Origin of the sequence: Streptomyces sp. NPDC001717 (assembly GCF_042892775.1) — a bacterium.
Lineage (GTDB): Bacteria > Actinomycetota > Actinomycetes > Streptomycetales > Streptomycetaceae > Streptomyces.
In genome coordinates, this window is record NZ_JBIAUK010000013.1 from 36,888 (window position 1) to 59,919 (window position 23,032).

The following is a 23,032-nucleotide window of genomic DNA, read 5'->3' on the forward strand; positions in this document are numbered from 1 at the left end:
GGTCAGGCATCGAGCCAGATCGGGTTGGTGAAGGCGGCCGGCGGCCCCGGCAGCGGGGGCGCCTGCGCCGGGTGGCGTACCTCCGCTAGGACGTACGCGGCCCGGGCGGGCGTCGTACGCCACTCCAGGGAGGTGGCGCCGGGCGCCGTGAAGGCCGGGCCCTGGTCGGTGACCAGCCGCAGGTCACACCCCTCGGCCCCGGTCACGGACAGCCGTACGAGGACCTCCGCGGCCGGATCGGACGGCCGCAGCCGCTCTCCGATGCCCGCATGGGCACCGCGCGCGGTGACGGCGGTGAAGTCGACGGAGACGGCCGAGGACTCCGCGGCGTAGGCGCGACCGGCCCGCAGGCCCGCCAGGATCGCCGTGCGCGACAGGTCGTCGGCCAGGACGACCGTCTGCGGTCCGCCGACGCGGTCCGGGTCGCGGTGGTAGTCGCTGTGCGCGAGGGCCGGGAGCCGGCGCTCCCCGCGTGCTCCGCGCAAGGTGGCGTCCCAGGAGGCCAGGGACACCTCGTCGTCGGGGGTCCAGGCGCCGTTCCACACCTCCACGGCGTCCGCCTCACCGAAGCCGAACTTCCAGGCGCAACCGATGCAGGTGGCGTGCGGGTGGGCGGGGACGACGAGTCCGCCGGCCTGCCGGACGGCACGGGCGAACCGCTCGAAGCGGCCGTCGCGGGAGCGGTGGCGCCAGTCGACGCGGGACGGCCGGCTCACCGTGGACGAACTCGGCGGTGATCTCGTACGACAGGCCCTGCGGGGCCACGGTGTAGGGGCCGAGCGCGACGTACCAGCGGCCGGGCTCCAGCGGGCCGGGCAGGTAGCCGGGGGTCGCTTCGTCGGCGCGGAGGAAGAACTCGCTGCGGGCGCCCCCGGACCAGCCCCGGAAACCGCGGCCTCCGAGGGCGGTGCCGCGCCGGTCGAACAGGCCGATGTCGAGGGCGTTGCCCGGGGTGCCGGGCGGGGTGGACGGCTTGTCGTAGCGGTAGGAGACGGGTGAACGTCCCCGGGCCTCCAACCCCGCCGGCGTTTGAGGCGCGGGGTCCGGGGCGGAGCCCCGGGGGAACGGTGGAAGGGCGGGGCGGGAACGGCCCCGCGCAGCGGCTACTCCCAGTCGTCCCACGGGGGGTCCATCTCGTCGTCGAACGGCGGCGGCTCCTCCTCCTCATCGTGCGGGGCCGCAGGCCGAGAGCGCGCCACGGACTCCGCCTCCGGCGGCCCGCCCGGCGCCGGGACCGCGGCGTTCGCCCCGGCCAGAGTGTCCAGCACGCCCTCGGCGTACTTCGCGAGCTTCGCCTCGCCGACCCCGCCGATCGTGCCCAGCTCCTCCACCGTGCCGGGCACCCGCGTCGCGATCTCCCGCAGCGTCGCGTCGTGGAAGACGACGTACGCCGGCACGCCCTGTTCCTTCGCCGTCGCGGCCCGCCAGGCGCGCAGCGCCTCGAAGACCGGGACCGCCGCGGTCGGCAGGTCGACCGGTACGCGGGAGCCCTTCGCCTTGCGCGACCCGGCTTCCTTCCGGGAGGAAGCGGCGGCCGCCGCCGTCTCCTTGCGCATGGTGACCTTGCGCCGCCCGCCCAGCACTTCGCCGCTGTCGTCCGTGAGGACGAGCGTGCCGTAGTCGCCCTCCACCGCCAGCAGCCGCAGCGCCAGCAACTGCCGCACGACCCCGCGCCACTCCGCGGTGCCGAGGTCCGCCCCGACTCCGAACACGGACAGCGCGTCGTGGTCGAACTGGATGACCTTGGCCGTCTTCTTGCCCTGGAGGATGTCGATGATCTGGCCCGCGCCGAACTTCTGGCGCCGCTCCTTCGCCAGCCGCCACACCGTCGACAGCAGCTTCTGCGCGGCGACCGTGCCGTCCCAGGACTCGGCCGGCGTCAGGCAGGTGTCGCAGTTCCCGCAGGGGCCGCCCAGCTGCCCGAAGTACTCCAGGAGTCGTTCCCGACGGCAGTCGACCGTCTCGCACAGCGCGAGCATGGCGTCCAGGTGCATGGCCAGCGACCGGCGGTGCGCCTCGTTGCCCTCGGAGCCGTCGATCATCTTGCGCTGCTGGACCACGTCCTGGAGGCCGTACGCCAGCCATGCCGTGGCCGGCTCGCCGTCGCGGCCCGCGCGGCCGGTCTCCTGGTAGTAGCCCTCGACCGACTTCGGCAGGTCCAGGTGGGCCACGAAGCGCACGTCCGGCTTGTCGATGCCCATGCCGAAGGCGATCGTGGCCACGACCACGACCCCGTCCTCGCGCAGGAAGCGCGACTGGTTCGCGGCGCGGGCCCGGCCGTCCATCCCGGCGTGGTACGGCACGGCGTCGATGCCCTGCTCGGCCAGGAAGGCCGCCGTCTTCTCCACCGAGGCCCGCGAGAGGCAGTAGACGACTCCGGCGTCCCCGTCGTGCTCGGTCCGGATCAGCTCCAGCAACTGCTTGAGCGGGTTGTTCTTGGCGACGATGCGGTACTGGATGTTCGGCCGGTCGAAGCTGGCGACGAAGTGCCGGGCGTCCTCCAGGCCGAGCCGCGACGCGATCTCCGCGTGCGTGGCCTCGGTGGCCGTCGCGGTCAGCGCGATCCTCGGCACCTTCGGCCAACGCTCGTGCAGCATGGACAGCGCGAGGTAGTCGGGCCGGAAGTCGTGGCCCCACTGGGCGACGCAGTGCGCCTCGTCGATGGCGAAGAGCGCCACCTTGCCGCGGTCGAGCAGCCGCTGGGTGCCCTCCATGCGCAGCCGCTCGGGCGCCAGGTAGAGCAGGTCCAGTTCGTCGGCGAGGAAGGCCTGCTCGACGGCCTGCCGCTCGTACTGGTCCTGCGTCGAGTTGAGGAATCCGGCCCGCACGCCGAGGGCGGTGAGCGCGTCCACCTGGTCCTGCATCAGCGCGATGAGCGGCGAGACCACGACGCCCGTGCCCTCTCTGACGAGCGCCGGGATCTGGTAGCACAGCGACTTGCCACCGCCGGTCGGCATGAGCACGAGGGCGTCGCCGCCACCGATCACCTGCTCGATGATCTCCTGCTGCTCGCCGCGGAAGGAGTCGTATCCGAAGACGCGGTGGAGCACACGCAGAGCATCGGAGATCTCGGGGGACGCGTCCGGAAGGGCCATTCGAGAAGCCTAGCGGCACCGGCCGACACACCCGTCCCGTCCGCCTCGTCCTGTGGACGACGCGGACACCGGCCTTCGGTGCCTGTCAAGTGACGAATTGCCGGGGCTACGACTCGGCCCCTCCCCCGGGCACGGTGGAAACCGGCCTTCCGCGCACCGCGGGAGGAGCGATCGGCAACGAGACCGGGACCGGATCGGAGGCAGCATGTACCCCCGTGCAGGGGTCTTCGTGACCCGCCGCCCCCGGCTCGTCCTCCTCGCCGCGCTCGTCTTCCTTGTGCTGTCCGTCGTGTTCGGCGCCTCGTCGGCGGGCCGGCTGAAGACGCAGGGGTACGACGATCCGCGCTCCGAGTCCAGCCGGGCCGCCCGGGTGGCGGCCGAGCACCCGGGAGCCTCGCCCAACCTGGTCGTCGTCGCGCGGACGCGCGGCGGCTACGTGGACGATCCGGCGACGCGGCGCGCGGGCGAGGCCCTGACCCGGCGCCTGGCCGGCCTGCCGCACGTGAGCGCGGTGAGCTCGTACTGGACGAACGGCGACGCGGCGACGCTGCGCGGCCGGGACGGCCACTCGGCCATGATCGTCGCGCACGTGGACGGCGACGGGCAGCGGCTCGCGGAGCGGGCCCGGAACCTGAGCGAGGAGCTGAGCACCCCCGCGGACGCCCCGGCCGGCGCCCCGGAGGGGTCCGCGACGGGTCTGGCGGTGCACGTGGGCGGTTCCGCGCTGGTCGACGCCGAACTCCAGGACATCGCGGAGTCCGACCTGAAGCGGGCCGAGTCCGTGGTCCTGCCGGGCACCCTGGTCCTGCTGGTCCTGGTGTTCGGCAGTGTCGTGGCCGCGGCGCTGCCGCTGCTGATCGGTCTCCTGGCCATCGCCGGGACGCTGCTCGTGCTGAGCGCCCTCGCCGCCGTCACCGACGTCTCGGTGTTCGCGCTGAACCTCACGACCGCGCTCGGTCTGGGGCTCGGCATCGACTACGGACTGCTGATCGTCTCGCGGTTCCGAGAGGAGCTCGCAGCCGGATACCGCCCGCGCAATGCCGCCGTACGCACCGTGCGCACCGCGGGCCACACGATCCTCTTCAGCGCGGCGACCGTCTCGGCGGCGCTCGCGACCCTTCTGGTGTTCCCTCCCTACTTCCTGCGCTCCTTCGCGTACGCGGGCATCGCCGTGGTGGCGATCGCGGCCGTGAGCGCCGTGACCGTCCTGCCCGCTCTGCTCACGCTGCTCGGGAAGCGGGTGAACGCCTGGCCCGTGCCGTGGCGCCGCCGGACGCACACGGGTTCCCGCTCCCGCTTCTGGGAGGGACTGGCACGGATCGTCGTACGTCGCCCGATGGCCGCGGCGCTGCCGGTGATCGGACTGCTCGCGCTGCTGGCCGGCCCGTTCGCGCACGCCGGTTTCGCCACCCCGGACGACCGGGCGCTGCCGCCGAGCGCGGCGGGCCGTCGGACGGGGGACCTGGTGCGGGAGGAGTTCGACCTGAAGGGTCCCGGCGCGCTGACCATCGTCATGACGGGCACGGCGTCCCCGCGGGCGCGGGCGGAGTACGCCCACCGGCTGGCCGCCCTCCCGCAGGTCGCGCAGGTCACGGGGCCCGTCGGCGAGGGCCCGGCCCGCTTCTCCGTGGTACCGCGGGTCGATCCGCAGTCGCACGCCGCCCAGCGGCTCGTGCGCGAGGTCCGGGGGACCGCGGTCCCGGCGGGCACCGAGGTGCTGGTCGGCGGACCGAGTGCCGTACTGGTCGACGCCAAGGCCACGGTGGGGCACCGGCTGCCGCTGGCGCTCTCCGTGATCACGTTGACCACCTTCGCACTGCTGCTCGGATTCACCCGCAGTCTGCTGCTGCCCCTGAAGGCGATCGCGTTGAACGCCCTGAGCCTCACGGCCGTCCTCGGCGCCATGGTGTGGGTCTTCCAGACGGGCCATCTGAGCGGGCTGCTCGGATTCACGCCCGGCCCCCTCAGCACGACCATGCCGGTGCTGCTGTTCTGCATCGTCTTCGGACTGTCGGTGGACTACGAGGTCTTCGTCCTCGCCCGCATCAAGGAGGCCCACGACGCCGGTCAGGACGACACCCACGCGATCGTCACGGGCATCGCCCGCACGGGCGGCATCGTCACCACCGCCGGCGCCCTGCTCGCCTTCACCCTGCTGGGCTTCGGCACCTCCCGGGTCTCCCTCCTCCAGTTCTTCGGGATCGGTGCGGCCCTGGGCGTCCTGCTCGACGCCACGCTCGTACGGGGCGTCCTCGTACCGGCGCTGATGCGCCTGGCGGGCGGCCTGAACTGGTGGGCGCCGAGGCCGCTGCGGCGGAGCCTCCCCAAGCCCGCCCCACGACCTCCCCCCGGCACCTCCGGGAGGTGCCCGCCGGCCCGGAACCGGGCCCCGGTCCGCACCCCGCTCTGCACCCGGACCCCCGCGCGCCGCTGACCGCCGGCCCGCACCCGCGAAGAAGTCCCCACCCCGTCCCCGAAGGCACCCCGCACAGCGAAGGAAGAACCGTCATGAACGAGATCGCCATCACCGGACTCGGCTGCCGCTTCCCCGGAGCCCCCGACGTCAACGGCTACTGGAAGCTCCTGATGAGCGGGGAGCGGCAGTTCTCCGCGGTCCCGGCGGACCGCTGGAACCACGGGACCTTCCACGAACCCGGCAACCCTTCGGCGCCCAACGCCGCCTACACCGACCGGGTCGCCTTCCTGGACGGCGTGGACCGCTTCGACGCCGAGCACTACGGAGTGCCTCCCGCGCGCGCCCGGGCCATGGACCCGCAGCACCGGCTGATGCTCGACGTCACCCGCGAGGCCCTCGACGACGCGGGGCTGGGCCGCGGGGACTTCGACCGGGAGAACACCGGGGTCTTCTTCGGGCTGTCGGTGTCCGACTACAAGGACCTGATGACGGCACCGGTACGGGCCATCGCCCTGGCCGAGGAATCCCGCCGCGCGGACGACCCGGACGACCCGGACGGCATCGACGCCGTCAAGGAGCGGGCCGCACGGCTCGGCTCCGTCCAGAGCTTCACCCTCCCCGGCAGCCTCCTCAACATGGCGTCCGGCGCCGTCAGCCGCCACTTCGACCTGGGCGGCCCCAGCTTCGCGGTCGACGCCGCCTGTTCCGGCTCGCTGGTCGCCCTCGACCAGGCCATCGCCCACCTGCGGCAGGGCACCTGCACGATCGCCGTCGTCGGCGGGGTGTACCTCAACCTGACCCCCGACGGTCTGATCGGCTTCTCCAAGCTCCGCGCCCTGTCCGCGGCCGGGGTGTGCCGCCCGTTCGACGAGGGCGCCGACGGCTTCGTCCTCGGCGAGGGGGCCGGGGTCGTCGTCATCCGGCCGCTGGCCGACGCGCTCGCCGACGGCGACCGCGTGTACGCGGTGATCAAGGGCATCGGCTCGGCCAACGACGGCGCCTCCCCCGGGCCTCTGGTTCCCACCGCCGAGGGCCAGCTGCGCGCCATGCGCCGTGCCTACGACGACGCCGGTGTCGCCCCCTCCTCCGTGGGCTTCCTGGAGGCCCACGGCACCGGCACCGCCGCGGGCGACCGCGCCGAGACGGAGGCGCTGCGCCGGCTCCGCACCGAGTGGCCGGACGACGACCCCTCGCTGTGCTACCTCGGCGCGGGCAAGGCCCTCATCGGGCACTCCCTGTCCGCCGCGGGCGTCGCCGGGCTGATCAAGACGGCCCTGGTCGTCCACCACCGCACGATCGTGCCCCAGCCGCACACCGAGCCCCACCCGGACCTGGCCGTCTCCGCCGCGGGCCTGCGCATCGCCGACACCGCCCGGCCCTGGCCGGACCGGCTCGCCCCGCGGCGGGCCGCCGTCAGCTCCTTCGGCTTCGGCGGCACCAACGTCCACGTGGTGTTGGAGGAGGCTCCGTCGGCCCCGGCCGCTCCCCCGGTACGGAGCGAGGGCCCCGCACCCCGACTCGTACTGCTCTCGGCCGGCAGTCCCCGGCAGCTGGACCGGCACATCGGCGAGGTGCTGGACCACCTGGACGCGCTCGACCCGGCGGACCGCCCACCGCTCGCGGCACTGGCGTACACGCTGGGCTCGCGCCGGCCGCTGAAGTCACGGCTCGCGATCGTGGCCGCCGACACGGAGGGGTTCACCGAGCGGCTGCGCGAGGCACGCGAACAGCTCGTCGAAGGCGTGAGGGGCGACCTCGGGGACGGCGCCTTCGCCGCCGACGCCCCGCTGCCGGCCGAGCAGCGCCGGATCGCCTTCCTCTTCCCCGGGCAGGGCAGCCAGGAGCCGGGGATGATGGCGGACCTCCACGAGCGGTTCGCCGGCTTCCGGACGACCGTCGGCGTCCTGAGCGCCGTGGCGCGCCGGGACACCGGCGTCGACATCGCGGATCTGCTGTACGGCGGTGCCGCGGCCGGCCGCGACCCCGAGGAGCTCCGGCGGCGGATCACCGCCACCGAGGTGTGCCAGCCACTGCTCGGCACCGTCCAGATCGCCACCACCCGGCTGCTCGCCGACTGCGGGGTCGCTCCGGACCTCACCCTGGGGCACAGCGTCGGGGAGTTCGCCGCGGCCGCGGCCGCCGGAGCGCTCACCGACGAGGACGCCGTACGGCTGCTGGTGCACCGCGGGGCCGCTCTGCGGCCGGTCGAGACGGGTCTACGGGGCGGGATGCTCGCCGTGCAGAGCGACAAGGAGACCTGCCGTCGATTGATCGACGGCATCGACGACGTGTGGCTCGCCTGCTTCAACCAGCCCCGGCAGGTCGTGGTCAGCGGCACGCCCCGGGGGCTCGCCGCGCTGCGGGAGGCCTGCGCGGCCGCCGGGGTCGTCACGGCGATGCTCGAAGTGTCCAACGCCTTCCACTCGCCGCGGCTGGCGTCCGCCGAGGAGAGCATGCGCGCGGACCTCGCCGGCCGCCGCGTCAACAGCCCCGTGCTGCCGTTCGTCTCGTCGGTGAACGCCGCGGTCTGCACCGACCCCGGCCGGCTGCGCGAGCTGTGGGTCCGACACGCGTCCACGCCGGTGCACTTCTCCGACGCGGTGGGCACGGCGTACGAGCAGGGGGCCCGGGTCTTCGTCCAGGTGACCGGCGGCGGCTCGCTGCTCACCTCGGTCCGCCGCAACCTCGCCGGCCACGGGGACGTCCACCTCGTGCCCGTCACGGCGGCGGAGCCGGACGCCGGCCGCGCCTTCGTCCTGGCCCTGGCCCGGCTCGCGGTCCTGGGCGCCCCGGTCGACCCGCGCGCGCTGGTTCCGCGGGAGGACCGCCGTCTGCTGGACCTGCCGGTGGCGAAGCTCGACGCACGGTCGTACTGGGTGACGGACCGCCGCCCGGCGGAACCGACCACCCCCGAGGAACCGACCACGACCCCGCGCCACCTGCAACAGCCTCCCGAAGCCCAGGCTCCGTCCCATGCCCACGCCCAGGCCGAGGCCCAGCCCCAGGCCCCTGCCCCTGCCCCTGCCCCTGCCCAGGCTGCGGCCCAAGCCCGCGCCGAGGCGCAGGTCCAGCCCCCGGCTCCGGCCGCGGCTCCGGCTCCGGACCCGGCTCTGGCTCCCGCTTCTCCCCCGGCACCGGAACCGGCGTGGCCGCAGGCCGAACCGCCGGTCGGGGGGCTCGACGAGGTCACCGAGACCGTGCTTGGTCACGTGGCCCGGATCAGCGCGTACCCGGTGAGCCGTCTGCGCGCCGACCAGCTGCTGATCGACGACCTCGGCTTCGACTCGCTGATGCTGACCGACCTGTTCACCTCCCTCAAACGGCAGTGGCCCCGCTGGCGGTTCGACGAGCGGGTGGCCGACCGGCCGACCGCCGGCCGGATCTCCGCACTGATCGCCACCGGCTCCGCCGACACCGCACCGGCCGCCGAACCGGTCCCCGCGCCCGCCCCCGTCCCCGTGCCGGGACAGCGTGCCGAGTACGAGGGCGCGGGCGAGGCCCCACCCCCACTGCCCGAGGAGCACACCCGGATCGAGTGCTTCCCGGAGGTCACCGAACACGGCCTGCGGGTCGCCGCGCTCGGCGGGCTCGGGCCGGCCAATCCGTACTTCCTCGTCCACGAGGGAGGCCTGACCGACACCACCGTCGTCGACGGCCGCGAGCTCCTCTCCTTCGCCGGCTACAACTACCTCGGCATGGCCACGCACCCCCGGGTGACGGAGGCCGCCAAGGAGGCGATCGAGCGCTACGGCACCTCGGCGTCGGCCAGCCGGCTGCTGTCCGGCACCCGTCCCCTCCACCTCGAACTCGACGCGGAACTCGCCGACCTGCTCGGATGCGAGGACGCGCTCTCGCTGGCCAACGGGCACGCCACCAACGTCACCGTGATCGGGCATCTCGTCGGACCGGGCGACCTGGTCGTCCACGACTCCCTCGCCCACGACAGCATCCTTCAGGGCTGCCGGCTCTCCGGTGCGACCCGGCGGCCGTTCCCGCACAACGACGCGGCGGCCCTCGACGCCATCCTCACGCAGGTCCGCGACCAGTACCGGCGGGTCCTCGTCGTCGTCGAGGGCGTGTACAGCATGGACGGCGACATCGCCGACCTGCCCGCGATCGTCGAGGTCAAGCGCCGGCACGGGGCGCTGCTGATGATCGACGAGGCGCACAGCATCGGAACGACCGGTGCGACCGGGCGCGGCGTCGGCGAGCACTTCGGCATCGACCGCGGGGCCGTGGAACTCTGGTCGGGCACCCTCTCGAAGGCCTTCGCGAGCTGCGGCGGCTACGTCGCCGGGAGCAGGGCGGTCGTCGAGTACCTGCGCTACACCGTTCCGGGATTCGTCTTCAGCGCGGGGACGACCCCGGCCGACACCGCCGCCTCGCTGACCGCCCTGCGGGTGCTGCGGGCCGAGCCGGAGCGGGTGGCGCGGCTGGCGGAGAACGCCGCGCTGTTCGTCGGCCTGGCACGCGCCGAGGGCGTCGACACCGGGGAGAGCCACGGCACGGCGATCGTCCCGTGCATCGTCGGTGACTCGGTGAAGACCCTGCGGCTCGCGGACGCCATGTTCCGGCAGGGTGTCAGCGTCAACCCGATCCTGTATCCGGCCGTACCGGAGGAGAAGGCCCGGCTGCGCTTCTTCGTCACCTGTGAGCACACGCCCGACCAGATCCGCCGTACGGTCACCGCGCTGGCGCGGGAGCTGCGGCACCTGGACACGGCTGCGGCGGCGGCAGCGGCATGAGCCCCGTCGACGGGGCAGCGGGAGCCTTCCCGCCGATCGTGCCGGGCAGCGTCCACCGATGGGGCGGAGCCGCCCTGATCGTGGCCCGGCGCACCGGCCCGCACGAGACCCCGGCGCCCTCCCCCGGCCTCTCACCCGGCCTCTCACCGGCCGAACGGCGGGTGGTCGGAGCGCTCCCGGCCTGGCGGCGGGCCGAATGGCTGGCCGGTCGGGTGCTCGCCAAGCGCCTGGTCGGCGAGGCCCTCGCCGCGCCGGAGCACGAGGTGGAGATCCTCCCGCGGGACGACGGCAGCCCGTACGCGGTCGTCGGCGGCGCCCCGGTGCCCGCGCTGAACGTCTCCATCAGCCACACCGGCCGTCACGTGGCCGCCGCGCTCGCTCCGGAGCCGGTCGGGGTGGACCTGTGCGAGACGGGCTCGGCCGCGGCCGTACGCCGTGTCGCGGACCACGCGTTCTCACCCGGGGAGCTCACCCTCATCGGTGCGGACCGGGCCGAGGCCCTGGCAGGCGCCTGGGCGCTGAAGGAGGCCGCGGTCAAGGCCGACCGGAGCGGCGTCTTCGGCTCGGCTCCGCGCGCGGTCGCGCTCCTCGGCCTGGCGCCGCCCCGGCTGGGCGGACGGCGCCGCGCGATGGTGTGGCGGGCGGGCGGCGCGCTGCTCGCCCTCGTCCTCGCGCGACCGTGCCGGCACTGCGTTGGTGCTCCCTGCCCGGCTGGATCATGCTTGTCAGTGGAGCCCCTCGCCGTGCGGGGTGCCGTCGGACATCGGCAAGGGAACTAGCGAGGGCGAGATGAGCGGCGATGGAGCAAACTCCCACCTCCCCCGGTGAGCGGCCGCAGGTCGCGCTGGACGCATGGGCCTTCGACCAGTCCCCCTGCTTCCTCGCGATCTTCGATGCCGATCTGAGGCTGCTGCGCGCGAACCGCGGGATGGAGCGCACCCTGTCGCTCACGGAGGCCGAGATGCGCGGGCGGAGGCTGCCGGAGATCGCGCCGGACCCGGTGAGCGACGAGACCGAGCGGAGGATGCGCCTGGTGCTGGAGACGGGTGAGCCGCAGCACCTGGACGCCTTCGTCCGTCCTCCGGGGGCGAGCCCGGAGCACGGCTGGACGACCTCTCTGTCCCCGGTGCGGGACCCTGACGGCCGGGTGCGCGCCGTGGGCCTGTCCGCGCACGACAAGACCTCCATGGAGGACGATCACCGGCAGCACCTGCTGATGCCCGACGTGGCCGGCGCCCCCATCGGCACGACCCTGGACAGCACCCGTACCGCTCAGGAACTGGCGGACGTGGCGGTGCCCAGGCTCGCGGACCTGGCCGTCGTCGACCTGCTGGAGCCGCCGCCGCGCGGCGACGACGCGTCCCGGGGCCGTTCGACGGGTCCCGTCACCGTGTCGCGCACCGCCGTACGGTCGGTGCTCGCGGGGAGCCCGGAGGCTCGGATCGGGGTCGGGGCGCAGGCCGTCTATCCGCCGCTGTCGCCGCCCGCCGAGTGTCTGGCCGCGGGTCGCGGCGCCGTGTACGCGGGCACGGACCCGGCCGTGGCCCGGTGGCTGGCCCAGGACTCTTCGGCCTCCTGGATCGGCGAGTACGGTGCCCACGCGCTGATGCTGGTGCCGCTGCGGGCCGACGGCGTCACGATCGGTCTGGCCGTCTTCAGCCGTCACGAGCGTCAGGAGCCGTTCCAGCCGGCGGACCTGCTGCTGGCCGAGGAGCTCACGGCCAAGGCGGCGATCAGCATCCACAAGGCCCGCCGGTACACCCGTGAGCACACCAGCACCATGACCCTCCAGCGCAGTCTGCTGCCGCACACGCTGCCCGATCAGGCGGCGCTGGAGATCGCCTCCCGCTATCTGCCCGCGGGCGCCGAGGCGGGGGTGGGCGGCGACTGGTTCGACGTGATCCCGCTGTCCGGCGCGCGGGTGGCCCTGGTGGTCGGCGACGTCGTCGGCCACGGCATCCGCGCCTCCGCCACGATGGGCCGGGTGCGTACGGCGGTGCGCACGCTGGCCGATGTCGACCTGCCGCCCGACGAGCTGCTCACGCACCTCGACGACCTGATCATCCACCTGTCCGCCGACGAGGCCGACCAGGAGGGCGACGGGGAGGCCGCGGGGGGCATCGGCACCACCTGCCTGTACGTGGTCTACGACCCGGTCACCCGCGGCTGCACCGTCGCCCGGGCCGGTCACCCGCCGCCCGCCGTGGTCTACCCGGACGGCTCCGCGCACCTGCTCGACGTACCGGCGGGGCCGCCGCTGGGTCTGGGCGGCCTGCCCTTCGAGACCGTCGAGGTCGAGCTGCCCGAGGGCAGTGTGCTCGCCCTGTACACCGACGGCCTGCTCCAGGCCCGCGACCACGACATCGACGAGGCCCTGAACACCATGCTGGCGGCGCTCGTCCGACCGGCGTCCACCCTGGACACGGTGTGCGACCGGGTGCTGACGGCTCTGCTGACCCACCGGCCCGATGACGACGTGGCCCTGCTCGTCGCCCGGACCCGGGCCCTGCACGCCGACCAGGTCGTCGTGTGGGACCTGTCCTCCGACCCGTCCGTCGTCGCCGAGGCCCGTCGCAAGACCACGGAGCAGTTGACGGCCTGGGGGCTGGAGGAGGCCTCGTTCGTCACCGAGCTCGTGGTGAGCGAACTGGTCACCAATGCCATCCGGTACGGCGCGCCGCCGGTCCAGCTGCGGTTGATCCACGACAAGTCCACGCTGATCTGCGAAGTCTCCGACACGAGCAGTACCGCCCCGCACATGCGGCGGGCGCGGATCTTCGACGAGGGCGGCCGGGGCCTGCTGCTGGTCGCGCAGCTCGCCCAGCGCTGGGGGACGCGGCACACGCCCGTCGGCAAGACCATCTGGGCGGAGCAGTCCCTCGTCGACTTCGGGTCCCTGTGACACCGCTGTGACAGTCGGCGGACACCGCCATGAACTCCGACGAACAAGCTCTTTAACAGGGACATACAACGACATTCGGGATATGTCCCCTGCTGACAAGGGTGTGAGCAGTGATGACCGAACCGATTCGTCGGAGGAAATCCCATGAGCCTCACACTCGCCGCTCCCCAGGTCGAAGCCACCGCCACCGCGCTGGCCCCGCGTGAGCAGGAGGCACTGCGTCACATCGCCGCCGGGTGCACCTACCTGCAGACGGCCCGCCTCATGGGACTCTCCAAGCACACGGTCGACGCCTACCTGCGCCGCATCCGGGCCAAGCTGGGCATCAACACCACGGCGGAGATGACCCGTCTGGCCATCGCACTGGGGCTGTGACTCCCGGGCGACACGCATCCCCGCAGTACGGCGGGAAGGGGGGGCGGGGTGGGAACAGGGGGAAGGGCGGAACCGGGGGAAAGGGCGCGGGACCGGGGGAAAGGGCGGGAAGGGCGGCAGGGCCTACCAGCGCCGGGCGTACGGGTCGGGGAAGACCGGCCGGGCCCAGGCGGGAGGCTCCGGAGGCGGCGCCGAACTCGCCGCGACGGTGCGCTTGACGGCCCCGTTCGCGGTCCCGGTGGCCGCGCGCAGGGCCGCCACGAATTCCAGGCAGGAGCCGTACCGGTCCTCGGGGATCTTCGCGAGGGCCTTCCCCAGCACTGCGTCGGCAGCGGGAGCGATGTCCGGCCGCCTCTCGGTCACGGGAGGCGGCTGGTCGTATTGGTGCGCCCAGAGCAGGGCGACGTCCTCGTCGCGCTCGAAGGGGGGCCCTCCGGCGAGGGATTCGTAGACCACGCAGGCGAGGCTGTACAGATCGCACCGGCCGTCCACGGGACGGCCGGTGATCTGTTCCGGGGCCATGTAGTCGAGGGTCCCGACGAACTCGCCGGCGGTGGTGAACCCCGTGAGCGAGAGCGCCTTCTTCGTCAGCCCGAAGTCCGTGAGGTAGATGTGCTCGGGGTGGTCGCTGTCGGTCCCCGCGGCGACCAGGATGTTCGCGGGCTTGACGTCCCGGTGGACCAGGTCGTGTTCGTGGGCCGCGTCCAGGGCGGACGCCACCTGGGCGGCGATGCGCAGGGCGGTCGTCACGGGGAGCGGGCCCTCCCGGTCCAGCAGGCCCCGCAGGTCCAGCCCGGAGACGTACCGCATGGCGATGTACAGGACGCCTTCGGTCTCACCGGCCTCGAAGATCGGCACGATGTGCGGGTGGTCGATCTTCGCTGCCACCCGTGATTCGTGGGTGAAGCGGCGTCGGAAGGTTTCGTCGCGGGCCCGCTCCGGGGCGATCAGCTTGAGCGCGACCATCCGGTCCAGGCGCAGGTCCTTGGCGCGGTAGACGACGGCCATGCCGCCGCGGCCGATCATGCGCTCGATCCGGTAGCCCGCGATCTGCCGGCCGATCAGGCCGGAGGCCCGGCCCGAGTACGCGCTCAGGTTCGCTGCCGTGCCCATCGGGGGCCGCCCCCTTCACCGGGCCGGCCCGACGACGGACGCCGCGGGCCGCACTGCCATACCGTGAATTCTATCGAGCGATGCATGCGAGTGCCTTTACGAGAGGGCTCCAGGGGTCCCGATGTGGAGGAGGTCGGGACCCCTGGAGCCGTGTGCCGCCGGTCGCGCCGGCCTGATGGTGGAGGTACGGGCGGTGTCAGCCTTCGCCCCCGTCGCCGCCGCGGCCGCCGAAGCCGCTGGTCTCGCAGCCGACGCCGACGCAGAGGCCGCCGTCGCCGCCCCAGCCGCCCTTGCCGCCGTCGCCCCCGGCGGGCGCGGCCCCGCCGTTGCCGCCGTTGCCCCCGTTGACGCTGCCGCTGCACAGTCCGACGCAGACGCCGCCCTTGCCGCCGTTCGTGCCGTCGGAGCCGATTCCGCCGGTGGTGCCGTTGCCTCCGTTGGCGCTGCCGTTGCAGAGCCCGGCGCAGACGCCGCCGCTGTGGCCGCTGGTGCCGTTGACCGTTCCGTTGCAGCTGCCGGCGCACACCTTGTCACCGACGCGGACGCTGCCGTTGCCCACCTTGACCCCGCCGAGCGCTGCCGCGCCGCTGCCGAGCCGGTTCCCGCCGATCCGGCCGTCTCCGCTGCCGGACGAGGTGCCGTGGTGCTGGACCACGGCCGTGGGGACCGGCGCCGCCGTGGCCGCGGGAACCATCGCACCGGCTCCGACGAGAGCCGCAGAGACGACGAGACCGATACGGAACTTGGAAGTGCGCACACGCATGACATTCTCCTAGGCCAGAGATCGAATTCCGTGACGCGGTTCCGCTGGTTCGCTTTCCGCGCCGATTGACGAATGGGGCCGGGTCACAGGCAGAAGGGGAGTCCGCCTGCCATCAGGGAGCACCAGTCACCGGCGAGGTAGTCCTTCTTCCAGTCGTCGAGCTGCTGCTCGGAGATCTTGTACTTCTTGGCGATCTTCTCCTTCATCCCGTCCGAGTCGTCGGCGACCATGAGCATCACGATGCGCACCTTGTCGACCGCGTTCAGCTCCGACTTCGACTTGTCGGGAAGGTCCTCGAACCGGAAGCAACCCACGCCACCGGGCTTGCCGGGCTCACCCGGCTGACCGGGCTGACCGCCGCTGCCGCCTTCTCCGCCCTTGCCGCCTTCTCCGCCCGCTCCGCCCAGAACGCAGTGGGAGGGCGAGGAGCTGATGCCTGCGGTGGTGTGGGACTGCGACGCTTGCGCGGCGCACGCCGTACCGGTGACCAGAGCCAGAGAGGCCGCCGCCAGGATGAGCGGGCGCTGCCAGGGACTCGTGAACATGAGGGTTCTCCTCTTCCGTGAACACGGATTTCGCTGCGTGTCTGTCTGTGGGGGGGGTGAGGGGGTGGAGGCCCGAGGGCCTCCACCCCGTGAATCAGGTGCTCAGGTGATCAGGTCGTGCACCGGGGTCAGAAGAGGCTGCCGCCGCCGGCCCCACCGGCTCCGCCGAGGCCACCGAAGATGCCGCCGAAGCCGCCCTTGCCGCCCTTGCCGCCGTTGCCGCCCTGGAGGATGCCGAAGCCACCCTTGCCGCCGTTGCCGCCGTCGCCGCCCTTGAGGAGGCCGCTGCCACCGCCACCGCCGTTGCCGGCGTTGCCGCCGAAGATGCCGGTACCACCGTCACCGCCGTTGCCGCCCTTGCCGCCGATCACGCCGTCGCCGCCGCCACCGCCGCCACCGCCGCCGCCACCGGAGAGGATGCCGTCGCCGCCCTTGCCACCGTTGCCGCCGGCGCCGCCGACGCCGAAGACGCTGCCGCCACCGGAGCCACCGGAGCCACCACCGCCGCCGACCAGGCCGCCGCCGCCGGCGCCGCCGTCCCCTCCGGCGCCTCCGCCGTTCGGGAGGGCAGTGACCGTATGGGTCGGCAGGGGAGCCGCACTGGCCATGGAGGCCGGGACCAGGATCGCTCCCGTGGCCATCGTGGCCGAGGCGATCAGCGTCGCGAGCCGGAATCCCTTGCGGTGGGGGCGGACAACGTTGTTGGTCTGAATCTTGCGGTTCATGACTTTCTCCTACTTGTTCGGTGCGGTGACTCATTTCGTTTCCGGATTTCCGTTCCGGTGAGGCCCGCACCACAAGTAAGCCGCGATCGGCACATCCGGGTCATGTTCCGGAAAGTCGGGACTTGACACACCCGAAGACACCGGGTAAAAACGCGGCCCGCACTGAGTAGGCGTACTCAGGCGTGGGGGCTCCGCCCGTCCGGATACTGGCTGCCGGACGATCAGGGGGAGAACGTGGAACGACGCAGGTCGAAGCTCGAACTGTGGGTGCCCGGGGGCTACTTGGCCGTGGTGCTCGGGCTCCAGGTGTGGGTGGAGGTGCTGAGCCGGACCGGGGACGCGGGGTTCGCCGGGATGTGGCCGCTCCTGGCGACCGCCCCGTTCAGCCTCCTGCCCCTGTTCGTCTCGATGCCGGGCGCGGGAGATCCCTTGGAGCAGACCCCCGTGCCCGTCCCCATGGGCTCTCGGCCGCCCGAGCCGCTGCCCGTGGACCCGGCGGCCCCGCCCCTGCCTCCGACCGACTGGCAGGCGGATCAGCCCGTGGGGCTCGATCCGTGGGCGGGGTTCGGGTTCTACGGGGTGCTCCTGTTCGGCGCCCTGGTCAATGCCGGCCTCCTGTGGGCGCTGGTGCGCGTCATCGTGCGACGCCGGCAGGCAGCGTAGGCCCGGTCGGCCGGTACGGTGCCGTTATGGATCTTTCCTCAGCAATTCCGACCGACGAGAATCCGACTCCGCGGGAGGCCGTCAAGGCCGGTGCGCGCCGGCAGCTGGTGAAGGTGGGGGCCGCGGGGCTGTCCCTGGAGGGCGTGGCCCAGGACCTGGGGCTCGGCACGGCCGAGGTGGAAGCCGTCTTCCCGCACCGGGACGACCTGCTGACCGCCCTGGTCATCGACGCCTACGACGCCTCGGCCTCCGCGATGGAGCAGGCCGACCTCGCCGCGACGAAGGCCGGCGCCCCGGCGGGCGCGCGACTCCTCGCGGTCACGCGCGCCCTGCGGCAGTGGTCCTTCGACAACTCCGGCGAGTTCACGTTGATATACGGCTCGCCGGTGCCGGACTACCACGCCCCGCAGGACACGGTCCCGTCCGCGTCGCGCACGCCCGCGGTGCTGGCCGGGATCGTACGGTCGGCACTCGAAGGCGGTGAACTGGCCCCGCCCCGGCGGGCGGTGCCCGGTCCGCCGCTGCTCCTGCCGGCGGCCGTGGAGCTGTTCGGCGGCGCGCCCGAGGCTCCGTTCTCGGACATCATCGAGCGCGGCATCGTCCTGTGGAGCAACCTCATCGGGCTCCTGGTCTTCCAGGTGTTCAGCCGTACCCACGACAGCGTCCGGGACGAGGCCGCCTTCTTCGACTACGCCGTCGCCGTGGCGGCCGAGAGCATCGGCCTCACGGTGTTCCCGGGCGAGGACTCCGTCTCCGGCTGATCCGGGGCCCGGCGGGACGGTGCGGCTCCGTATGGGACCGCACCGTCCCGGCTCAGCCAACTCCCCTGATTCCCGGGCAAGTTCACCTGTGTCTGACCTATGTTCGAGGGCGCCGATCCGAATCGCCCCAGGAGGTCAGATTGCAGTTCCGACGACGCCCGACCCGTCCCCCTCTCATACGCCGCTCCCACCTGCTGGTGGCCGCGGGCCTCGGGTCGCTCCTGATCGGGATGACGCCCTGGCTCGGGGTCGCGAGCCAGGCGCCGGCCGCCCGTACGCCGCCCCCGGGGGCCACCGCCTTCGACCAGCAGGTGGCGAAGCAGTCTCCGCACCACGGCATCGTCCCGGCGAACGCGATGGAACCCTCGGCTCCCGTCCTCGACCGGACCGGATGGACGGCCACCGCGAGCGACGAGGAGACCACCGGCGAGAACGGCCGCGCGGCGAACGTGCTCGACGGCGACCCCGCGACCCTCTGGCACAGCAAGTGGACCGGCACCCCGACCCCGCTCCCGCACACCCTCACCATCGACATGCACCGCACCGCGGTGGTGTCCTCGCTCGTCTACCGCCCCCGCGCCGACGGGCCCAACGGGCGGATCGGCGAGTACGCCATCAGTCTCAGCACGGACGGCCAGAACTGGGCGAGCCCGGTCGCCACCGGCACCCTCGCGGACGACGCCGGCACCAAGACCCTCGGGTTCGCTCCCCAAGGAGCCCGGTTCGTACGGCTCACCGCGCTCACCGAGGCCGGCGGCCGCGGCCCCTGGACCTCCGCCGCCGAGCTCAACCTGCTGGGCGACCCGGGAACCCCCGCCGCCACCGTCGACCTGCCCCGCACCGGCTGGACGGCCACCGCGAGCGACGAGGAGACCGCGAGCGAGAACGGCCGCGCGGCGAACGTGCTCGACGGCGACGCCGCGACCCTGTGGCACAGCAAGTGGAGCGGCACACCGGCCCCGCTGCCGCACACCCTCACCATCGACATGCACCGCACGCAGACGGTCGCGGCCCTCACCTACCAGCCGCGCCGCGACGGGCCCAACGGCAGGGCGGGCGCGTATTCCATCGCCACCAGCACCGACGGAACCTCCTACGGCGCACCGGTGGCCGCGGGCACCTGGCGGGACGACGACACCGTCAAGACCGCCACCTTCACCCGCGCGGTGAACGCCCGCTTCGTACGCCTGACGGTGACCGGCGAGGCCGGCGCCCGCGGACCGTGGACCTCGGCCGCCGAAATCCGCCTGAGCGGACCGGCGAGCGCCGCCGTCCACGGCTCCTGGGACCGCATCACCGGCTTCCCCCTGGTTCCGGTGGCCACCGCCGTGCTGCCGGGTGACAAGCTGCTGGCCTGGTCGGCGTACGCGACGGACCGGTTCGGCGGCAGCAACGGCTACACCCAGACGGCGATCCTCGACCTGAAGACCGGCAAGGTCACCCAGCGCCGGATCGACAACACCGGGCACGACATGTTCTGCCCGGGCATAGCCATGCTCGCCGACGGCCGGGTCCTCGTCACCGGGGGCAGCAACGCGGATCGGGCGAGCATCTACGACCCGGCGACCGACGCCTGGTCCGCCACCACGAACATGAACATCGCCCGCGGCTACCAGGCCATGACGCTGATCTCCACGGGTGAGGCCTTCGTCCTCGGCGGTTCCTGGAGCGGAAACGCCGACACCGACAAGGCCGGCGAGATCTGGTCGCCCGCCACCGGCACCTGGCGCAAGCTCTCGGGCGTACCCGCCTCCCCGGCGCTGACGGCCGACCCGGCCGGTCCCTACCGCGCCGACAACCACATGTGGCTGCACGCCACCTCGGGCGGCAAGGTGCTGCAGCTCGGGCCGAGCAAGCAGATGAACTGGATCTCGACGACCGGCAACGGCAGCATCACGGCCGCCGGCCCGCGCGCCGACAGCCAGGACGCGATGACCGGCAACGCCGTCGCCTACGACATCGGCAAGCTGCTCACGCTGGGCGGCTCGCCCGCCTACCAGGACACCCCCGCCACCCGCCGCGCCTACACCGTGAACATCTCCGGGAGCCAGGTCCGGGCCGCCCGTACGGGCGACATGGAGAACGCCCGCGCCTTCAGCAACAGCGTCGTCCTCCCGGACGGCAAGGTGGCCGTCTTCGGCGGCCAGGCCTACCCGGTGCCCTTCAGCGACGCGACGTCCGTGCTGACCCCCGAACTGTGGGACCCGGCGACGGGCGTCTTCACCCCGCTGGCCACCATGGCCATCCCGCGCAACTACCACAGCGTGGCGAACCTGCTGCCGGACGGACGGATCTTCTCGGGCGGCGGCGGCCTGTGCGGTGACTGCGCGACCAACCACGCCGACGGAGCCGTGTTCACCCCGCCGTACCTGCTGAACGCGGACGGTTCGCCCAAGCCGCGTCCCGTCATCACCGGCGGCGTGCCCCCGCGCGTCGCGCCCGGATCGACGCTCACGGTCGGGACGTCGGGCCCGGTGGCGTCCTTCGTGCTGATGCGGGCCGCCGCGGCGACCCACTCCACCGACAACGACCAGCGCCGGGTCCCGCTCCAGTCCACGGCCACCGGATCCGGCACGTACTCGGTGTCCGTTCCCTCCGACACCGGCGTGGTGCTGCCGGGGAACTACATGCTGTTCGCCCTGGACGCGCAGGGGGTGCCGAGCATCGCCACGTTCCTGACCGTCCCGGCGCCGGGGGCGGGCGACGTCGTCATCGACCTGCCCGCCCGACGTCCCCGCCCGTGACACCCGTGACCCCGCCGGCGTCGCCGGCCCCGGCGCCGGCCTTGCCGGTCGTGCTGTCCGCGATCCGGTCCAGGTCCGCCAGCAGCGACGCCAGCCAGGCGTCCGCCGCGTAATAGCCGCTCGGCTCCCCTGCCGGTACGGTCCCCGCCCCGCCGTCGTACGCGTACGGTGCGGCGGGGGCCTGCCGGGAGTCCTCGATCGGGTCCAGCACCGCGGACAGCATCAGCATCCGCCCCGCCACCCGGTCCCCGAGCCTGACCAGCTCGGCGGCCGCCACCGGCTCCAACGGCAGTGCGTGGAGGTCCCCCGGGCCCCGCCCCGAGGCGGGCGGCGCCAGCACCCGTCCGGCGCCCCACAGCGTGTGGTGCCCGGCCAGCAGTACGGACTGCCAGTCGACCGACCGCCGCCCCCGCACCGGCCCCGGCTCGCTCTGGAGCTGCGCGAACGCCGATTCCGCCAGTACGAGGGAATGCCGCAGCGACTTGTGCTCCGGCGGCACGTCCGCGTCCCGCACTCCTTCGGCCGTGAGCGCCGCCGTGGTGGTGACCACGGCCTCGGCCGCGGACCGCAACAGCGCCGCGCCCGCGCGCCGCACCTCCTGCCGCGCACCGCGCGGCCAGGCCAGGAGCCCGAAGACGGCGCCGATGGCGCTGCCGATCAACACGTCCAGCAGCCGTACCTCGGCGAGCCGCCAGGTGGCGGGCGCCAGCTGGGCGAAGACCAGGGCGACCGTCATCGTGAACAGCGCCTGGGACCAGCCGATGCCCTTCACCGGCCCGACCGTGAAGGTGAACAGCATCAGCGGGAGCAGGACGACGGCGTACACCGTGGTGTGGGTCCCGACCAGGGCGAGGATCCCGGCCGTGGCCAGCGCCCCGATCAGGGTTCCGGTCAGTGCCTGCCGGATGCTGCTGCGCGTGGCCTCCAGGGTGGTGCGGGTCAGCGTCAGCGTCGCCAGCATCGCCCAGAAGCCGTGCGGCAACGTGTCCAGGCCGGCGACGGCCCGGGCGGCCGCCAGCGCCAGGCTGGTCCGCACCGCGTTCTGGAAGAAGACCGACCGGCTCCCCGCGTTGCCCATCAACCGCACCCACCACAGGCGCGGCGCCCACATCCGCGCGTACCAGAACCGGCCGGAGGGCACGGCGGGTGCTGCCTCCCGCCCCCGTACCGCCAGCGCCGCGGCCGCCGCCAGCACCAAGGCGGCGTCGGCCACCTCCAGCAGGTCGGCCCTGCGGCGCAGCGCGGCCGGGCCGACGCCCTCGGTCGGGGCGGCCGCGAGCCGCGCGCGCTCCGGTCCCGGGCCCGGGTGCCGCGGCTCCCGCGCTCCCGGGGCGCCGCGCAGCAGTGCGGCGGTGTCCGCCGCGGACCGTGCGACGGCGTTCAGCAGGGCGAGCGCGGCCTCGTGGTCCCGGTCGGGCTCCGGACCGGGCGGCGGGGCGGGCAGCCGTCCCAGCCGGTTCAGGAGGGTGCGCGCCGCCAGCCCGGTGTGGCCGAGGCCGCGTGAGCGGACCCCGGCCCCGGCCGGGCGTTCCGCCTCCGGGACGTTCGAGGGGCGCAGCGCCTCGCCCGCGGCCCGGGCCGCGGCTCCCGTGGCCGGTGACGGCGCGTACGGCGCCCGGGCCAGCTCGCCCGCGCAGCGCTCGGCGACGACCGCGGCGCGGGCGGCGATTTCCCGGTAGGGCAGGGTCGGCGGATCGGGCAGGACGAAGGCCTCGGCGAGCACCAGCAGCAGGAGCCCGGTGGTGGTGCCGACGAGCCGCTCCCCCAGGGTGTCCGGGGCGTACGGCGGGAAGGACGGCAGGATGTACAGCAGCTGGAGCCCGGGCGCCGCGCCGGCCGGGCGTGGTCCGCCGACGGCGACGAAGGCGAGCGCGAAGCCGATGACCAGCATTCCGGCCACGGCGGTCCAGGTGCGTACGGCCAGGAAGGTGCCCACGACCACCAGCAGCCAGGCCGCCGGGATCAGCCGCAGCACCATGCCGGCGCGCTGCCGTCCGGTTCCGGGGATGCGGGACAGCCCGGCCAGCGACACCGCGGAGAACAGCGCGTAGGTGGCCGCCACGGTCTCCCCGAAGCCGTACAGGAACAGGAAGAACCCGGTCCCCGCCGCGAGGGTGACCCGCACCGATCGGCGGGCCGCGCCCGCGTAGGCGGCGGCACCGTTCGTACCCATGCCACCAGCATC

At 73.6% G+C, this 23,032-nt stretch carries 14 protein-coding genes and 1 pseudogene; 8 read left to right on the forward strand and 7 right to left on the reverse strand.

Annotation, left to right across the window (positions count from 1 at the left end; all coding sequences use genetic code 11):
• Nucleotides 1–2 precede the first annotated feature (2 nt).
• A pseudogene (locus tag ACFYZL_RS21500) lies at nucleotides 3–1,113 on the reverse strand (CehA/McbA family metallohydrolase).
• Nucleotides 1,104–3,095, reverse strand: a complete 1,992-nt coding sequence (recQ, locus tag ACFYZL_RS21505; RefSeq protein WP_384743606.1) for a DNA helicase RecQ — start codon at nucleotides 3,093–3,095, stop codon at nucleotides 1,104–1,106. The pseudogene ACFYZL_RS21500 and the gene recQ overlap by 10 nt, the downstream one beginning before the upstream one ends.
• A gap of 205 nt (nucleotides 3,096–3,300) precedes the next feature.
• On the opposite strand from recQ, the gene ACFYZL_RS21510 reads away from it, so the two are divergent.
• The 5 genes from ACFYZL_RS21510 to ACFYZL_RS21530 all read left to right on the forward strand — a co-directional run bounded on the left by ACFYZL_RS21510 (nucleotide 3,301) and on the right by ACFYZL_RS21530 (nucleotide 13,533).
• Nucleotides 3,301–5,529 carry an MMPL family transporter gene (locus ACFYZL_RS21510; RefSeq protein WP_388680935.1) on the forward strand — a complete coding sequence of 743 codons (2,229 nt, stop codon included), beginning with the start codon at nucleotides 3,301–3,303 and terminating at the stop codon, nucleotides 5,527–5,529.
• 74 nt (nucleotides 5,530–5,603) lie between these two features.
• Nucleotides 5,604–10,256 (forward strand): type I polyketide synthase, encoded by a 4,653-nt coding sequence (locus ACFYZL_RS21515; protein ID WP_388680939.1) that lies wholly within the window; start codon nucleotides 5,604–5,606, stop codon nucleotides 10,254–10,256.
• Nucleotides 10,253–11,035 (forward strand): 4'-phosphopantetheinyl transferase family protein, encoded by a 783-nt coding sequence (locus ACFYZL_RS21520; protein ID WP_384743615.1) that lies wholly within the window; start codon nucleotides 10,253–10,255, stop codon nucleotides 11,033–11,035. The genes ACFYZL_RS21515 and ACFYZL_RS21520 overlap by 4 nt, the downstream gene beginning before the upstream one ends.
• A gap of 20 nt (nucleotides 11,036–11,055) precedes the next feature.
• On the forward strand, nucleotides 11,056–13,158 hold the full coding sequence (locus ACFYZL_RS21525) for a SpoIIE family protein phosphatase (RefSeq protein WP_384743618.1): 2,103 nt from the start codon (nucleotides 11,056–11,058) through the stop codon (nucleotides 13,156–13,158).
• 144 nt (nucleotides 13,159–13,302) lie between these two features.
• The gene (locus ACFYZL_RS21530; protein WP_384743621.1) at nucleotides 13,303–13,533 is read left to right on the forward strand and encodes a response regulator transcription factor; all 231 of its coding nucleotides are present in this window, start codon (nucleotides 13,303–13,305) and stop codon (nucleotides 13,531–13,533) included.
• Nucleotides 13,534–13,656: 123 nt separating this feature from the next.
• On the opposite strand, the gene ACFYZL_RS21535 is transcribed toward ACFYZL_RS21530, so the two are convergent.
• The 4 genes from ACFYZL_RS21535 to ACFYZL_RS21550 form a co-directional block, all read right to left on the reverse strand.
• A complete protein-coding gene (locus tag ACFYZL_RS21535) occupies nucleotides 13,657–14,646 on the reverse strand; it encodes a serine/threonine-protein kinase (protein WP_384743623.1) in 990 nt (329 codons plus the stop codon).
• Nucleotides 14,647–14,842: 196 nt separating this feature from the next.
• Nucleotides 14,843–15,409: a hypothetical protein gene (locus tag ACFYZL_RS21540; protein ID WP_384743625.1), complete on the reverse strand. Its 567-nt coding sequence runs from the start codon at nucleotides 15,407–15,409 to the stop codon at nucleotides 14,843–14,845.
• Nucleotides 15,410–15,492: 83 nt separating this feature from the next.
• On the reverse strand, nucleotides 15,493–15,954 hold the full coding sequence (locus tag ACFYZL_RS21545) for a helix-turn-helix domain-containing protein (protein ID WP_385130288.1): 462 nt from the start codon (nucleotides 15,952–15,954) through the stop codon (nucleotides 15,493–15,495).
• 128 nt (nucleotides 15,955–16,082) lie between these two features.
• Nucleotides 16,083–16,679 carry a hypothetical protein gene (locus ACFYZL_RS21550; protein ID WP_384743630.1) on the reverse strand — a complete coding sequence of 199 codons (597 nt, stop codon included), beginning with the start codon at nucleotides 16,677–16,679 and terminating at the stop codon, nucleotides 16,083–16,085.
• A gap of 234 nt (nucleotides 16,680–16,913) precedes the next feature.
• Here ACFYZL_RS21550 and ACFYZL_RS21555 point away from each other — a divergent pair, with 234 nt between their 5' ends.
• From ACFYZL_RS21555 to ACFYZL_RS21565, 3 genes are all read left to right on the forward strand, one after another.
• Nucleotides 16,914–17,342 carry an SCO4225 family membrane protein gene (locus ACFYZL_RS21555; protein ID WP_388680945.1) on the forward strand — a complete coding sequence of 143 codons (429 nt, stop codon included), beginning with the start codon at nucleotides 16,914–16,916 and terminating at the stop codon, nucleotides 17,340–17,342.
• Nucleotides 17,343–17,368: 26 nt separating this feature from the next.
• Nucleotides 17,369–18,103, forward strand: coding sequence for a TetR-like C-terminal domain-containing protein (locus ACFYZL_RS21560; RefSeq protein WP_388680948.1), 735 nt, complete (start codon nucleotides 17,369–17,371; stop codon nucleotides 18,101–18,103).
• A gap of 140 nt (nucleotides 18,104–18,243) precedes the next feature.
• The gene (locus tag ACFYZL_RS21565) at nucleotides 18,244–20,847 is read left to right on the forward strand and encodes a discoidin domain-containing protein (protein ID WP_384743639.1); all 2,604 of its coding nucleotides are present in this window, start codon (nucleotides 18,244–18,246) and stop codon (nucleotides 20,845–20,847) included.
• Here ACFYZL_RS21565 and ACFYZL_RS21570 read toward each other — a convergent pair.
• Complete coding sequence (locus ACFYZL_RS21570; RefSeq protein ID WP_388680951.1) at nucleotides 20,813–23,020, reverse strand: FUSC family protein; 2,208 nt, start codon at nucleotides 23,018–23,020, stop codon at nucleotides 20,813–20,815. The genes ACFYZL_RS21565 and ACFYZL_RS21570 overlap by 35 nt on opposite strands.
• Between the last annotated feature and the right edge of the window lie 12 nt (nucleotides 23,021–23,032).